Here is a 15,587-nt window from a genome sequence, read left to right as displayed (position 1 = left end):
AATTATACCTACGTGGATAAATCCTCGTTTTTACTGTTGTAATTTAGTTAAGAGGACTTTTTCAAAAAATTGCCCTTTTTAATAACGTTTTTCAAATCTATTTCTAATAAATACAGCTATTGAATTCATAACAATTAAGACAATCAACAACACAATAATTCCGGCTGCAGCTACATGTTGAAAATCTTCTTGTGGCCTTCCAGTCCAGTTATATATTTGTAATGGCATGGCAGTAAATGAGTCTAATAAATTATCTGGTAAGAACATAACAAAGGTTGGAATTCCAACAACTACTAATGGAGCAGTTTCACCAATTGCACGAGAAAGCGCTAAAATACTACCTGTTAACATACCTGGGATGGCAGCAGGTAAAACTACTCTACGAATTGTTTGCCATTTCGTTGCCCCCATACCATAAGATGCTTCTCTTAATTCATTCGGCACAGCTTTTATCGCTTCTTGTGATGCAACAACGATAACTGGCAATATTAATAAGCTCATCGTCAACCCCGCAGCCAATACACTTGTGCCTAAATGTAAAGCTCTAACAAATACTGTTAATCCTAATAAACCAAAAACGATTGATGGTACTCCCGCTAAATTTGAAATATTTGTTTGAATAAAATCATTAAAACGATTTTTCTTCGCGTATTCCTCTAGATAAATAGCGGTTCCTATACCAATAATCATTGAAACAGGAGCAACGACAGCCATTAGCCAAATCGAGCCAATTAACGCTGCTTTAATTCCTGCCCGTTCTGCTCTTGGAGCAGCATTATTTTGTAAAAAGTCTACATCTAACCAGCTTAATCCTTGAGTCAATACCCGATACAATAACATTGCTAACACAACTAATCCAAACATTGTTGCAGCATAAAAAAGAATTTTATACAAATTATTTTTCAATAGTCTTCTTGGCATTAAGCGCTGAACACGATCTTTATCAATTAACTTCATGTTAATATTCCTCCCTGAAGCGGCGTGAAATATAACGAGCAATCAAATTCATTATTAAAGTAAATACGAATAGGGTCATCCCTACTGCATAAACACTGTAATATATTGTTGTTCCATAGCCCGCATCACCTAAACTCACTTGTACGATGTAAGCAGTCATCGTTTGTATCGATTGCGTAACGTCTAATGAAAATGTAGGTGTTGCACCACCTGCAACAGTTACAATCATCGTTTCACCAATCGCCCTAGAAATAGCTAAGACAAATGAGGCAATGATACCAGATAAAGCTGCTGGAAGAACAACTTTGATTGCCACTTCAAACTTCGTTGCACCTAAAGCTAATGCTCCCTCACGAATTTTATTAGGAACCGAGCTCATCGCATCTTCAGATAATGAGGCAACCATTGGAATAATCATTATTCCAACAACGATACCTGGACTCAAGGCGTTAAAAATTGATAAACCAGGAATAATCTTTTGAAGTATAGGTGTTACAAACGTTAATGCAAAAAAACCATAAACAATCGTCGGGATCCCAGCTAGCACTTCAAGAATCGGTTTTATAATCTTTCTAGTCTTTTCTGAAGCATATTCACTCAAAAATATAGCTGAAGCAACACCGATCGGTATTGCCACAATCATTGCAATGACTGTAATTAGCAATGTACCTGAAATCAATGCACCTATACCATATGATGGATTACTAGATGAGAATGGTTTCCAAGCTGTTGACGTAAAAAAATCTACAATTGATACTCTATTAAAGAAAGTTATCGTCTCAAATATAAGGGTAAAGATAATCCCTACCGTAGTTAATACAGAGATAAGTGCAGTAATAAATAATATTTTTGGTACTAACTTTTCAGCCATGTTTGAAATGCCCTTTTTCTGTTTGTTTTCTTGGATCATCTCTTTGACTGAATATCTATCTATATTTGGTCTTTCGATAGCCACTAATGAAAACCCCTTTCCACCCATAACAGAGTGAGAAGCATCACCCACCGCTTCTCACTACATGTTCTTTCTTTATTTTTTGTGTTCTTCAATTTTTGCCAATTGCTCATCATATTGTTCTTGAGGTAAACGTACGTAACCAACTTCTTCAGCTGCTATAGCTGCATTTTCTAATGTGTAATGAACAAAATCATATACTTGTGCTTCACCTAAAGATTCAACATTTACATATGTGAATAATGGACGTGATAATGGTGTATATTCACCTGTTTCAATTGTGTCCCCATTAGGTTCAACCCCGTTAATTTTTACAGCAGTTAATTTATCTTGATTTTCTAGGTAATAAGCATATCCGAAGAACCCAATAGCATAATCATCACCAGAAACACCTGTGACAAGCGTGTTATCATCTTCTGATAACGTAATGTTATCTTCTTCAATTTGTTTTTCCTCTAAAATGACTTCATCAAAGTAATCATATGTTCCTGAATCTGTGCCTGGAGCATAAAATTCTATTTCTTCTGCTGGCCAATCAGGATTTATGTCAGACCATTTTTTTGTTTCAAGAGAATCGTTTTCTAACCAAATCTTTCGTAAATCTTCAACAGTTAAATCTTTTGCAAAGTCATTAGTTTTGTTTACTACAATTGTTAAGCCATCAAATGCAAGCTCTAATTCAATATATTTAATATTATTTTCTTTAGCTATATCCGCTTCTTCTTGCTTAATCGGACGTGAAGCATTGCTTAAATCCGTTTCCCCTACGACGAATTTTTTAAAGCCCCCTCCTGAACCAGATAATCCAACTGGAACCTCTACTTCTGGTTGCACACTATAATATTCGTATGCTACTGCCTCCATAATAGGAAATACAGTAGAAGAGCCGTCTATGATGACCGATCCTTGAAGTTTATCCCCAGCTTCAGATTGAGTGTTATCATCTGATGCTTCATCGGAGCCACAAGCTGCTGAAAAAGCCATCGTTGCTCCTAACATTGTTGATAATGCTAAAACTTTAAAGTTCTTCATCTTCATTATTCCCCCTAGGAAAAATTCGTTTGTTTTGTCTTACCGTTATTAGAATAACGCTTGACTATTAATGTGGTTTTAACCATTTGTTAAACTATTGTAAAGATCGAATATTATGCTGAGCTTTGTTGAATAATAAGCTTCTTTTCGTAAAAATTATTGCTAATGATAGTAAGTTAGACAAGCTAGATGTATTTTTCTCGGATTGTCGTAGTTTTATAGAAGAATAGCTGTATGAATATAGGTGTTTATCCTTCGGAGAGCAGCAAGTCGAGTGGATTTTAAGGATCAGTTTAATTTGTATTAACATAGCAACTAACCTTTTTTGTAAACGATGTGGTATTAATTTAACTATATAAAGAAGAAAAGCAGTCATAAATGATGATAGATACCTATTTATTTCTTATTATGAAAACAATACTCATTGTGAAACCACAAAAAAAGCACTCAAGGTTGAAGTGCTTTTTTTTATAAAATGTAAACCTTTATTCATTTTCATTTTCAATTTCATTTTCAGCTTCAGTTGTTGTATCAATTACTTCCGACTCTGTATTAGTAGCTTCTTCCGTAGATTGCTGTGTTGTACCACTTGCCCTTTGTTGTTTGAGATCAAAATATGTGTCCAAGATCCTTTTACCAATATCTTTGTTTATTTGACTTTTACCTGTTGTATCAGCGTTTGGAACAACAACAGCAAATGAGACCTCAGGATTATCGTATGGAGCATATCCAATTAATGTTAAGTTATATGCAAGTGTTTCTCCGTCTGGATATACCTCTGCTGTTCCTGTTTTTCCAGCAGGTTTGTAAGTACTCGCTCCGAAATGACCGAAGGCTGTTCCTCCAGTTTCCTGCATAACTTGACGAAACCCTTCTTGCACTTGTTCAATATATTCTGTCTTCATGTCAATCTTATTTAACACCAAAGGTTCAAATTCTTTTAATACAGGTCCCAACCCTTCTTGGTCGGGAGATGGCTCATGAATATCCTTCACAACTTGAGGCTTAATTCTATAACCACCATTGGCAATCGTTGACACATATTGTGTTAGCTGTAGAGGCGTATATGTATCATATTGTCCAATGGCCATGTCTAGCAGTAAACCTGAGGTTGTGTCTTGTCCCACATAACCAGTTCCTTCTCCTGGCAAATCAATTCCTGTTTTTATTCCCAGTCCGAATTGGTTAAAATAGTAGCGAAATAAATCAAACGCTTCTGGATTTGATGGTATAGGTTGGTTTCTTTGATATTCTCCACCTAATAATGAAATTGCAATTTTAAACATATATACGTTCGATGACCTTTTAAGAGCATAAAGATCATTAATCCGGCCCATTACCTCCCATGATTTTTTTTGGGGAGAACCTTTAATATATAATACCTCGTCTAATTTCCTCTCACCAGGATTAACAACACCTGTTTCATACCCAGTTAACAAAGTTGCGCCTTTCACTGTTGATCCCATTTCAAAAGCTTCTTGAAAGGTCCCGATAGCATAATCCCAAAGCTCTACTTCACCTTGTTCATTTGTCGTATATTGCTTTCCTGCTAACGAAAGCACTTCTCCAGTTGATGGATTCATCATAACAACAAAAGCACGGTCTAAAAATGCAGATCCTGGTTTGCTTTTTGCATTTAATAATTCTTCTTCAATAATTTTTTCAACAGCAATTTGCAATTCCATATCAATAGAAAGAACAAGATCTTTACCGTTTTCACCTTCAGTAATTACTTCCTGATCAAGTGGATTGCCTGCCTTGTCTGTAATATTTTTCACCTTCTCTTTTTGTCCATGTAACACTTCTTCGTATTGCTTCTCAATATAGCTTTTACCTACACGGTCATTACGACTATATTCTTTGGCGACATAATAGTCTTCTACTTCAGAAGGTAATCCTTCCTTTGAAGATGTAATATTTCCCAATACTGTTCGAAAGGTATCACCGTATGGGTATTCACGTAACCAATCTGTGGTCGTATCCACACCAGGCAATTGAGCTAAATGTTCACTTACAACTGCATACTCTTCTTCAGTAACTTCATCATTCTCATTTTCACTTCTACTTTTGACGATTTGTGGTGTGAGTGCATATCCACTAAATTCTCTATATATTGCTAAGACTTCTAACTCTTGTCCAGTTATTGTGGCAAGTTCCTCTTCAGTGATTCTATCAAGCTGAAGCTTATATATATCTTTTGCTTCAAGTTCACCGTCATCTTCTTTGTTTAATTCTTCTTTTGTTATTTTTTCTAAAGCTTCTTCAGGGTGTGTTAACAGCCAAAAGTCTTTTTTATCACGTTCAGTTACACTTTCAGTATCCTTATCAATAAATATTGCAAGATCTCTCGCAACCTCGAGACGCTCATCCGCTGTTGTACCTTGAAAACCTGTATATGTAATCGCGTTTAACGGTATATTATCCACAATGACATTACCGTTCCTATCATATATTTTTCCTCTTGGAACGGATGCGCTAACAGTCACCTCTTCTTTTTTTTCAATTTCACGTTTGTAATCTTCCCCGTAAACGATCTGAGTAAGACCAAGCTTTAAAATCAGGGTAGAAAATAGTAAAAAAACGATAAAAAATAACACATTCAACCGAAATGGGAGATGATTCCTTTTCTTTTTATTTTTTTTCTGTTTCTTTTTCATTCATTCACCTACTACATTAATTATTTCATTAATATTTATTTTATATAATAGCAGCTGAATTTTCCATTGTTAAAATATGAAAAAGGCAATTCAACTATACAGATGAACCACCTTCTCGATTTCCAACTTGTTGAGTACATTCGTCAGCTTGTTTATTTGATTCTACATTTTTTTCATCTACAAACTCGATATTTCTTATAAAAAGATAAATGAACGCATGGCCAGTACCTATGATGGCTAACAAGATAGGAATACTTACTTGTTCATCAAAAAAAGATACTGCAATTAAAAATAATAAAATGGAGACAATCCTTCCACCATTTAAAAACAACTCACGTACAACTATATATTCAATTCTCATTTGTGCTGCATTCCACCCCTTGCCAATAACATCATAAGTTAATGAAATGTATGGAACTAAAAGCATCGGATAAGCAATTGCGATGGCGATAGCATACATGATGAGCTTTGTATAAGTGACATGAAATAATATTAAAAAAATGGACATATATAGCAACAAGCCACCTATTAAGATTGCCTTTTTTCGATATTTTTGTTTTATTAATCGCGTTGCTAAATAATATGCAACAAATGAAATTGCTGAATTTACTAATCCAAATGTCCCTAGAGCTAATTCACTATTCGTTGTAATAAATACTAAGACAGAAACAACAAAGACAAAGGTTCCTTCTCGTACACCTTGAAAAAAGTGCGCATTTGTAATATTTGCCCAATTCTTGTTATGCCTTCGTTCTTGGATGATCCTCTTTAATACAAAGTCACCTTCTGCTGCTCTTGGTTGTAAAAACAAGCTAAATATTACAGCTCCGATAAATAATGCAAGAGATATTGAAAAAATAACAGTGTATCCTGTGAATTTTTCCATCCTAGATATAATAAAACCTGCAGCTATGGGACCGATCATCCCTCCAAATGAAGTAACAATTCCTAAAAAGCCATTAAAAAAATCACGTGTTTCTGGTTCAGTTATTTCGAAGGTAAGAACATTATAAGCCAACCAATAAAACCCATAACCAATTCCAAGCAGTCCCCCAAGAACGATTAAATACCGAGACGCTTGATCACCAAAAAAAAGAACGGCTATAAAAAATATTGCAAGAAATGTTACACCTAGCCTTAGCACGAGAACGCGATCGATCTTCTTTGCCCATCTTCCCGCTACTATAAATGTTAATGGTTGCATAATAACAATTGATAAGTTGTAAATCCCTAAATCTTTAAATTGACCTGACTGCTTCCATAAATACACATTTACGAATGTATTTGATAAAGCAATACTTAATGCATACAGCCCTCCAATTATTAATAATAATAGTAAATCCTTATTAACATCCACATCACCAATTAACTTGCGTAAAGCCGACATTGAAAAACTCCCCTTCTTTATCTACAAAGTAGTTTTCCAATTAGGCGATTTAGTTATGTATATAGAAATAGGCTTTTTAAATGTATGACATGTATGAAGCAGGAAAAAATTGTTGCCGTATTAATGGTAAACACGAACACAACTATTATTATGTTGACAAATAAACGTAACATCAATTGGATTTATTAAAATAAATTAGCAATGGCTTTATCCGTAAACTGTTGCTTTTTATATTAATTATTAAATGTCTATGAGAAGAAAACATGCCCAAAACGTTAGTTATATTCGTGTTTAACTTTTATTGAAAGACAATAATTTGTGCCGAAAAACAACCTAAGTAAAAGTTTATAACAAAAAAACAACAGAGGTTATACACTCTGTTGTTTTTTTGTTTACTATTTACTTCGATGCTGAATAAAGCTTAGCTACTTCATCCCAATTTACAACATTCCAAAAAGCTGAAATGTAATCAGGGCGACGGTTTTGATAGTTTAAGTAATATGCATGCTCCCATACATCTAATCCAAGAATTGGCGTTTTTCCATCCATAAGTGGAGTATCTTGGTTTGGTGTGCTCGTCACTTCTAGCTCACCGTTGTTAACAACTAACCATGCCCAGCCTGAACCAAATCGAGTAGCTCCAGCTTTTGCAAACGCTTCTTTGAAGCTGTCAAAGCTTCCGAACTTATTGTTTATCTCATCTGCAAGCTCACCAGTAGGTGCGCCCCCACCATTTGGAGATAAAATCGTCCAGAATAAGCTATGGTTCGCATGACCACCACCATTGTTACGTACTGCAGTACGAGCAGCTTCAGGAACAGCGTCCAAGTTACTCATTACATCTTCAATGCTTTTGCTTAGAAGTTCTTCATTTCCTTCTAATGCAGCATTAAGATTTGTTACATATGCATTGTGATGTTTTGTGTGATGAATTGTCATCGTTTCTTTGTCAATGTGAGGTGCTAATGCATCATATTCATAAGGTAATTTTGGTAATTCAAATGCCATAATAATTCCTCCTCAAATTATGTAATGAACTGTGTTCAATCATAGACTTTTGAACACAAAATGTGAACTGTGCAACATTCATTTTCATAATTACTAAACATGAATGTTTCTTAAGTTCGTTGCTTATAGATTAGCAAATTTTCCACAATATTTCAATTAATTTGCTTGTAACAAACCCTAATTTACTATATGTATTTTTGACTCTTCTCATTCAATCAAACTAAAAAAAGCCTTCAATATATTCCTGAAAGGCTTGCTTAGATGGACCCTGCAGGACTCGAACCTGCGACCGGACGGTTATGAGCCGTCAGCTCTAACCAACTGAGCTAAGGGTCCATGTCAAAAGCTCCATATAATCATACTAACATTGTAAAACTTTTTACAAAGCAGTAAATAAAAAATATATAATCATAATAAATTGGATGAACCCTTTTGCCACTACACCACTTAAAAATCCAAATAATGACCCTAAGCCAATTTTTGTCGCCTCTTTAACATTTTTCTTGTGCACAACTAACTCTGCTACAACAGCACCTAGAAATGGCCCGAGAATGATCCCAGCTACTGGTATTACAAAAGGTCCTACTAATAAGCCAACTGTACTACCCCATACAGCGGCTTGGCTCCCACCTAGCTTTTTGACACCGATTAGATTTGCTGCATAATCAGCACCAAATAATAACAAAACAAAAGTTCCTTGAATCATCCAAAATAACGTTGAAAATTGCTCAAAGCTAATTAGAAACCCATAAATTAAGAACCCTGCTACGATAAACAGTACACTTGGAATAATCGGATATATTAAACCAACAAAAGAAATGATAAAACAGCAAATCACTATTATCCAAATCAATAACTCCATCACCAAGCCTCCTGTACTTGTTAATAGCAATTTCATACTAGCACCGATTGTTTATGTAAGTCAATTAACTTACAAGGCTCTGTTGTTGCTATTTTTACTAAATATGGACGGTATATCGAGTATTGTAAGAGCAAATGTTAAAGCAGCAAAATGCCACGAACACTAGGTGTATACTTGCTTAAGCCTCTGGAACGGAAAAATGAATTGAAAAATAGCGTATAACAAAGAGGTATATTAAAAATCCAATTTCGATTTCCAACATACCTCTCTTGTGATTATATGCTTATTTTTACTCTCCTAATACCGCTTCAGCGATATTAACAGCGTGATCACCTATACGTTCTAAATTACTTACGATGTCCACAAATACAATTCCAGCTTGTCCAGAGCATTTGCCTTCATTTAATCGTAAAATATGCTTTTTACGCAATGTTCTTTCCATCTTATCAATCTTGTCTTCTTTCTTCACAACTTCTCGTGCTAATTCTTTATCGTTTTCTTCAAGAGATTGAATTGATTCTTTCACAGTAGAAATTGTTAATTCAAACATTTCTTTTAAATCAGCTTTTGCTAAATCAGTCATCTTCACTTTATTTGATAGCTGATAATCAACTAACTCCACAATATTCTCAAAATGATCACCTATACGTTCAATATCTCGTACGGTATCCATTAACACTGAGTGCTCTTCTGATTCATTTTGTGACAATGAAGCTGAAGAGAGTAACACTAAATAATCAGTAATTTTCCGGTCTAAATTATTGATGGCACTCTCTAGTTGCATAGATAGATCAGCATGTTTCTGCAAATTGCTATTTAAATATTTATGTGACTCTTCTAAACCTAGAGTAGCAAACTCACCCATTCTAACAACTTCTTCTTTCGCTTGACCTAATGCAATAGATGGTGATTGCTCAATAAAGTTAGGATCCAAATGCTTAGCTTTATATTCCACTACCGAATCTTTACCAGGTATAAGTTTTGTTACAATATATGCCAACACACCTATAAACGGTAATTGAATCAACGTATTCGTTATATTAAACGCTCCATGCGCGAATGCTATGGTCATTTCTGGGTTTAAATTAAATGCCTCTTGCAGCATAATAACCAATTGTGTATAGAGCTTCAATCCAACAAGAAATATAGTTGCTCCAACCAAATTAAATAATACGTGTGTCAGAGCAGCTCGCCTAGCTGCAACTGATGCTCCAATTGAAGCTAATATCGCAGTGATCGTTGTACCAATATTATCACCAAATAAAACAGGCAATGCAGCATTTAAACTCAACAGACCTTGACCATACAATTCCTGTAATATCCCAATGGTTGCACTCGAACTTTGCACGATAACAGTAAAGATTGTTCCAATAGCTACTCCAAGAATTGGAATTTCACTCATGTTCACTGTTAACTCAGCAAACGATTCGAGTGAACGTAGTGGCTTCATCCCTGAACTCATTAGTTTCAAACCATAAAAAAGTGCACCAAAGCCAAATACTACTTGACCTAAATTGTGAATTTTCTTATTTTTGAAGAAAAAGAGTAAGAGAGCCCCTACTGCTATAATTGGTAGAGCGTAATTTGACAATTTGATACCGATAATAAATGCAGTAACAGTCGTCCCAATGTTTGCCCCCATGATTACACCAATTGCTTGCCTTAAAGTCATAAAGCCAGCACTGACTAAACCAACTGTAATAACAGTTGTACCTGAGCTACTTTGAATTAACACTGTTACAATAATACCAGCTAAGACACCCATAAATGGGTTGGTCGTAAAGCGGTCTAAAATATCTCTTAATTTGTCACCTGCGGATTTTTGCAGTCCATCTCCCATGTACTTAATCCCAAATAAGAAGATACCTAAACCACCAATAAATTCAAAAATCATCTTTTGAACATCAAGTTCCACTTTTTCTACCTCCGAAAAATTATCTGACTAGTTTCGACACAAGCTTACAAAACCCTATACAATTATTAACGAAATACATTAGAATTGTAAAGGTTTTTAATAAAGAATTTACAATAGCTTAACAATCGAATGAAAGGTGGACAATTTCTGCTAGTGCTTATCGCAAATAACTGGAAAAAGCAATGTTTCAACTTATAAAATGACCATTCATATTAGACGTTGTTTTATAGTTTTCACCACGCTAAAATAATTATGATAGAGAAAAAGAAAATAAAGGGGATTATTGAGATGTCTATTTTCAGACAATTAGTTAAAAGCTTATACTCAACTAATGATATAGCTAAATTTCGTTTTCAAGGTATAGGAAAAACAATTTTGTATGTGTTTTTATTAACATTAATCTCTATTATACCTACAGCATATTTTATTGCCAGTGATATTTCTAAAGGTGTTAATACTGTGAATGAGGTTTTTGAGTCAGACCTCCCTTCTTTTTACATTGAGGATGGTCAGTTATCTACCCTTGACGAAGAACCAATTCTCATTTCAAAAAATGATTTTTCGTTAATCATCGATAGTCGTGAAAATATATCAATTATTGACACTGTTAATATTATTGATGGTGATGGCTTGGCGTTGCTAAAAAACAGAGCTGTATATGTTTCTAATGACAATGAGCAATCATTTTATTATTCAAGCTTTGGGGATATATCATTTTCTAGTGATGATATGCTAAATTTCATAAACACATTCGACTCATTATTAATAATTATCATCCCTGTTTTCATTCTTATCATGTATATTTTTTCTAGCGGTATGAAATTTCTAGGCATTACGTTACTCGCGTTCATCGGGTTGATCATAAATAGTGTCTTAACAAAAAAGATTACATATCGACATTCGTGGATTTTATCTGCATATAGTGTAACAATACCGACTTTATTTTTCACCTTAATGGATGCTTTTCACATCGTACTTCCTGCACAATTTGTGGTAAATGTTATGATAAGTGTTATCATTTTGTCATTAGCCATTCAACAAATACCTAATCCGAAGAAATAAACAAAACAGAGTAGACCTAATAGGGCTTACTCTGTTTTTATTTTACCTCATTTAACAATTCCTCCTAAATAAATAACGTAGGTAGAACTATTGTAAACCTAACATTATAACTAGCTCAGACTGTTATTAATTATTACTAATATGCATTCTTTACAAATTTTTAGGAATATTTTTCTTGGACATGCATACATAGGTATAAAAGCGATGCAAACGGGGTGGAAATAATGAAGAAAAAGATGATAGGCATTATCTTATTTTTATTTGTTATTTATATCTTTTATTATGATATAAGCATTGGCTCGTTACCTGTAATTAATTCACAAAATAATACAGAAGAAAATACGCCATTCGTTGATCGGGATGAATCACCATTAAATACACAGCAAATGGAACATCAGCTTGTTAAGGTTAAAAGAGGCGATACAGTGATATCTATTGTCGAAGAGTTATATAATGGTCCCATTCCTGTTTCAATGGAGCAGCTCTTAAATGATTTTGAAGCTTTAAATAACAATTTAAAACCAGAACAATTGCAAGCAGGCCAAACATATAAATTCCCTTTGTATGACTTTTAAGAATTCTGTTAAATTCTTGTCAATTTTGTATTTTCACTGTTACAATATTCTATGAGCAAAAAGATACTGTAATTAAAGGACATAAGATCAAATTTATTTAGAAGATAATCCTTGAAGGAGAGATATATACGTGAGTCAAATTATACATCGTACCAAAACTCGCCCAGTTAAAGTTGGTAATTTAACAATTGGTGGAAATAACGAGCTAGTTATACAAAGTATGACCACAACAAAAACGCATGATGTCGAAGCTACCGTAGCAGAAATTAAACGGTTAGAAGAAGCTGGATGTCAAATAGTTCGTGTTGCTTGTCCAGATGAACGAGCTGCCAATGCCATTGCAGAAATAAAAAGTCGCATAGATATACCACTTGTAGTTGACATTCATTTTGACTATAAGTTAGCCCTCAAAGCAATCGAAGGTGGCGCAGACAAAATTCGCATTAACCCAGGGAATATTGGAAGACGTGAAAAAGTTGAAGCTGTCGTAAATGCTGCAAAAGAAAAAAATATACCTATTCGAATTGGTGTTAACGCTGGATCTCTTGAGAAAAAGATACTCGAGAAATACGGATACCCTACTGCCGACGGTATGGTTGAGAGTGCGTTACACCATATCAAAATATTAGAAGATCTTGATTTCCATGATATCATTGTATCCATGAAAGCTTCGGATGTAAATTTAGCAATCGAGGCTTACGAAAAAGCAGCAAAGGCATTTGATTATCCTTTACATTTAGGCATTACTGAATCAGGTACTTTATTTGCCGGAACAGTAAAAAGTGCAGCTGGCTTAGGTGTCATTTTAAGTAAAGGGATTGGAAATACACTTCGTATTTCTCTTAGTGCAGACCCAGTAGAAGAAGTAAAAGTAGCTCGAGAATTACTTAAATCTTTTGGGCTTGCCTCAAATGCAGCAACTTTAATTTCATGTCCAACTTGCGGAAGGATTGAAATAGACCTTATTAGTATTGCTAATGAAGTAGAAGACTATATTTCAACAATTAAAGCGCCGATAAAAGTAGCCGTTTTAGGCTGTGCTGTGAATGGTCCCGGAGAGGCTCGAGAAGCTGATATAGGGATTGCAGGGGCTAGAGGTGAAGGACTCCTTTTCCGCCACGGTGAAATTGTTCGTAAAGTCCCTGAAGAAACCATGGTCGAAGAACTTAAGAAAGAAATTGATAAAATAGCAGCAGAGCATTACGCAAAGCAGCAAACAGAAAAAGCTTGACATATAATTGTCAAGCTTTTTTTCATCATGTTAAAAAAATGGGAGTATAAAGATGCCCAGAACAATGGATACGATACCAATTCCGATCGCCCATGCCCCCATTCCTTCTGCTCCTCTTCTGCGGGCAACAAAGCCTAATATGATACCTGCAGCTCCAAAAAGAATTGGAGCGACAAAAAGTGAAATGATCGATAGAGCCAAGGAAAGCCAACCTACCCAGTTACTTTCCACTTCCCTCGTACTACCTAAAGCTTGAATAGGTTCTGCAAACTCCGTTGATGTTTCTTCCATAAAATCCGCTTCTGGATCATTTCTATAGTTATCTCGATAACCATCATCATTTCTTTCCTGAGCCATGTTTATATACCTCACTTTCTTATGTTAAAGAGGGGCATTATTTAGTATTGTTCTCTAGGAAAGAAATATTTGTGTTAATCTTTGCTTTTATTGGAAGCATCTTTTTATAAATTATTTTGCTATTATTGAAAATGTACAGTAAAACAAGTTTTTTTCGATCATCCATGACCATAAAGTAGTAAAGATGCCAGGTACACGAGATGTATACGTGTTTATATCTTAGTACGAAAAACAACAAATAGACATTCAGCATAACTCAGAAGTCTTCAACGTATTTCCATGAGGCTTTAAAAAAAACTTTAAAACTTTTAAAATTCAACTTATTATAGAATTCATTTATGCATTAGCACAAATTGGACACGTCCCATATACTTCAAATTTATGCCCTGAAACATCATATCCTTGAAAATGCTCTGACAATTGATTCATTGGACAAGAGTGAATTTCTTTCGTTTTCCCACATTGTAAACAAATAAAATGGTGGTGATGTTCTTTCGTAGCACAAGTAAAACGGAAGTGCTTTTCACCAGATAGCTCAGTCATTTCTAATATATTTAACTTAACAAACAATGATAAATTCCTATATATTGTATCAAAGCTTAAACTAGGATAATTATCTTTCATTCTTAACAGTACTTCACGGGCAGTTAAATATTTATCTGTATTTGAGAAAAGTTGTAGCATTTCCTCTCGCTTACCCGTATATTTATACCCTTCCTTCTTTAATAAATTGATTGCACCAGCAACATTCATTTTTTCTTTCTCCCCACTCTCTTCGTGATTAGAACTAGGATTAATTCTATAACAGCAAAAAGAACAATCGTACCACCAGGTGCCACATCTAAATAATAAGCACTAAACAAACCAAAGAATACGGCTAGTTGGGCAAATACAATTGACAAAAAAATCGTTTGTTTAAACCCTTTACTAATACGTATACTTGCTGCTACAGGTAATGTCATTAATGAAGAAACTAATAAGATTCCTACAATTCGCATCGATGCAGCAATCGCCAATGCTACCATAACGATAAATAACAAATGCAACCATTTTGTATTTAGACCGCTTGCAGTTGCATGCTCTTCATCAAATGAAAGTAAAAATAATTCTTTATAGAATATGAAAATGATTACACAAACGAACATTAAAATAACTAAAATGGTCCAAACGTCACTCATACTTACAGCGCTCACACTACCGAATAAATACATGAATAGATCTGTATTAAATCCATCAGCTAGTGAAATAAAAACTACACTAAGTCCGATTCCAGTTGAGTGAATGATTGGTATAGCCAACTCTTGATAATGTTTGTATACCGTTCTAAGTTTTTCTATAAAAATGGAGCCTACTACAGAAAAGCCCATGCCCATATATAAAGGGTTCATTCCTTGAAAAACTCCGAGTTTTTTTTCAACAAACAGACTAGCAGCTATACCAGCAAGTGTAACATGGCTTAACGCATCTGCAATCAAAGACTGTCGTCTAACAACTATAAAAACACCAAGTAAAGGTGCTAAAAAACCAATCATCATTCCGGTAATGAAAGCGTTACGTAAAAATTCATATTGAAAAATCTCAATTAACATCAT

14 protein-coding genes and 1 tRNA gene are annotated in these 15,587 nt (G+C 34.6%); 3 read left to right on the top strand and 12 right to left on the bottom strand.

Features of this window, described 5'->3' with window-relative positions; all coding sequences use genetic code 11:
* Window positions 1-78: 78 nt before the first annotated feature.
* From pstA to SLH48_RS02085, 9 genes are all read right to left on the bottom strand, one after another.
* Entirely contained in the window at window positions 79-921 is an 843-nt protein-coding gene (gene pstA, locus SLH48_RS02125; RefSeq protein ID WP_413785382.1) for a phosphate ABC transporter permease PstA, read from the bottom strand.
* A gap of 37 nt (window positions 922-958) precedes the next feature.
* Window positions 959-1,867, bottom strand: a complete 909-nt coding sequence (gene pstC / locus SLH48_RS02120) for a phosphate ABC transporter permease subunit PstC (protein WP_410629451.1) — start codon at window positions 1,865-1,867, stop codon at window positions 959-961.
* A gap of 117 nt (window positions 1,868-1,984) precedes the next feature.
* Window positions 1,985-2,941: a PstS family phosphate ABC transporter substrate-binding protein gene (locus SLH48_RS02115; RefSeq protein WP_320256844.1), complete on the bottom strand. Its 957-nt coding sequence runs from the start codon at window positions 2,939-2,941 to the stop codon at window positions 1,985-1,987.
* Window positions 2,942-3,426: 485 nt separating this feature from the next.
* Window positions 3,427-5,598, bottom strand: coding sequence for a penicillin-binding protein 2 (locus SLH48_RS02110; protein ID WP_320256843.1), 2,172 nt, complete (start codon window positions 5,596-5,598; stop codon window positions 3,427-3,429).
* Window positions 5,599-5,692: 94 nt separating this feature from the next.
* Complete coding sequence (locus SLH48_RS02105) at window positions 5,693-6,985, bottom strand: MFS transporter (RefSeq protein WP_320256842.1); 1,293 nt, start codon at window positions 6,983-6,985, stop codon at window positions 5,693-5,695.
* 399 nt (window positions 6,986-7,384) lie between these two features.
* On the bottom strand, window positions 7,385-7,993 hold the full coding sequence (gene sodA / locus SLH48_RS02100; protein WP_320256841.1) for a superoxide dismutase SodA: 609 nt from the start codon (window positions 7,991-7,993) through the stop codon (window positions 7,385-7,387).
* A 262-nt stretch (window positions 7,994-8,255) separates the two neighbouring features.
* Window positions 8,256-8,329 (bottom strand) — tRNA-Ile (locus SLH48_RS02095).
* Window positions 8,330-8,372: 43 nt separating this feature from the next.
* Window positions 8,373-8,855, bottom strand: coding sequence for a DUF456 domain-containing protein (locus SLH48_RS02090; protein WP_320256840.1), 483 nt, complete (start codon window positions 8,853-8,855; stop codon window positions 8,373-8,375).
* A 289-nt stretch (window positions 8,856-9,144) separates the two neighbouring features.
* Entirely contained in the window at window positions 9,145-10,770 is a 1,626-nt protein-coding gene (locus tag SLH48_RS02085; RefSeq protein WP_320256839.1) for a Na/Pi cotransporter family protein, read from the bottom strand.
* A 288-nt stretch (window positions 10,771-11,058) separates the two neighbouring features.
* Between SLH48_RS02085 and SLH48_RS02080 the strand changes: the two genes are divergently transcribed.
* The 3 genes from SLH48_RS02080 (at window position 11,059) to ispG (ending at window position 13,638) form a co-directional block, all read left to right on the top strand.
* Window positions 11,059-11,832, top strand: coding sequence for a DUF1189 domain-containing protein (locus SLH48_RS02080; RefSeq protein ID WP_320256838.1), 774 nt, complete (start codon window positions 11,059-11,061; stop codon window positions 11,830-11,832).
* A 224-nt stretch (window positions 11,833-12,056) separates the two neighbouring features.
* Complete coding sequence (locus SLH48_RS02075; RefSeq protein WP_214480277.1) at window positions 12,057-12,407, top strand: LysM peptidoglycan-binding domain-containing protein; 351 nt, start codon at window positions 12,057-12,059, stop codon at window positions 12,405-12,407.
* Between the two features lie 124 nt (window positions 12,408-12,531).
* On the top strand, window positions 12,532-13,638 hold the full coding sequence (gene ispG / locus SLH48_RS02070; RefSeq protein WP_320257147.1) for a flavodoxin-dependent (E)-4-hydroxy-3-methylbut-2-enyl-diphosphate synthase: 1,107 nt from the start codon (window positions 12,532-12,534) through the stop codon (window positions 13,636-13,638).
* A 30-nt stretch (window positions 13,639-13,668) separates the two neighbouring features.
* Here ispG and SLH48_RS02065 read toward each other — a convergent pair whose 3' ends face one another.
* The 3 genes from SLH48_RS02065 to SLH48_RS02055 all read right to left on the bottom strand — a co-directional run bounded on the left by SLH48_RS02065 (window position 13,669) and on the right by SLH48_RS02055 (window position 15,584).
* Window positions 13,669-13,995: a DUF4190 domain-containing protein gene (locus SLH48_RS02065; protein ID WP_214480278.1), complete on the bottom strand. Its 327-nt coding sequence runs from the start codon at window positions 13,993-13,995 to the stop codon at window positions 13,669-13,671.
* 336 nt (window positions 13,996-14,331) lie between these two features.
* Window positions 14,332-14,748: a Fur family transcriptional regulator gene (locus tag SLH48_RS02060; protein WP_320256837.1), complete on the bottom strand. Its 417-nt coding sequence runs from the start codon at window positions 14,746-14,748 to the stop codon at window positions 14,332-14,334.
* Window positions 14,745-15,584, bottom strand: a complete 840-nt coding sequence (locus SLH48_RS02055) for a metal ABC transporter permease (protein ID WP_320256836.1) — start codon at window positions 15,582-15,584, stop codon at window positions 14,745-14,747. The genes SLH48_RS02060 and SLH48_RS02055 overlap by 4 nt, the downstream gene beginning before the upstream one ends.
* Window positions 15,585-15,587: the final 3 nt, after the last annotated feature.

The organism is Cytobacillus sp. IB215316, from assembly GCF_033963865.1.
In the GTDB taxonomy this organism is placed as follows: Bacteria; Bacillota; Bacilli; order Bacillales; family SM2101; genus Nanhaiella; species Nanhaiella sioensis.
Note: the sequence above shows the minus strand (reverse complement) of the source record. Positions and strands in the feature narration are given on the sequence as shown.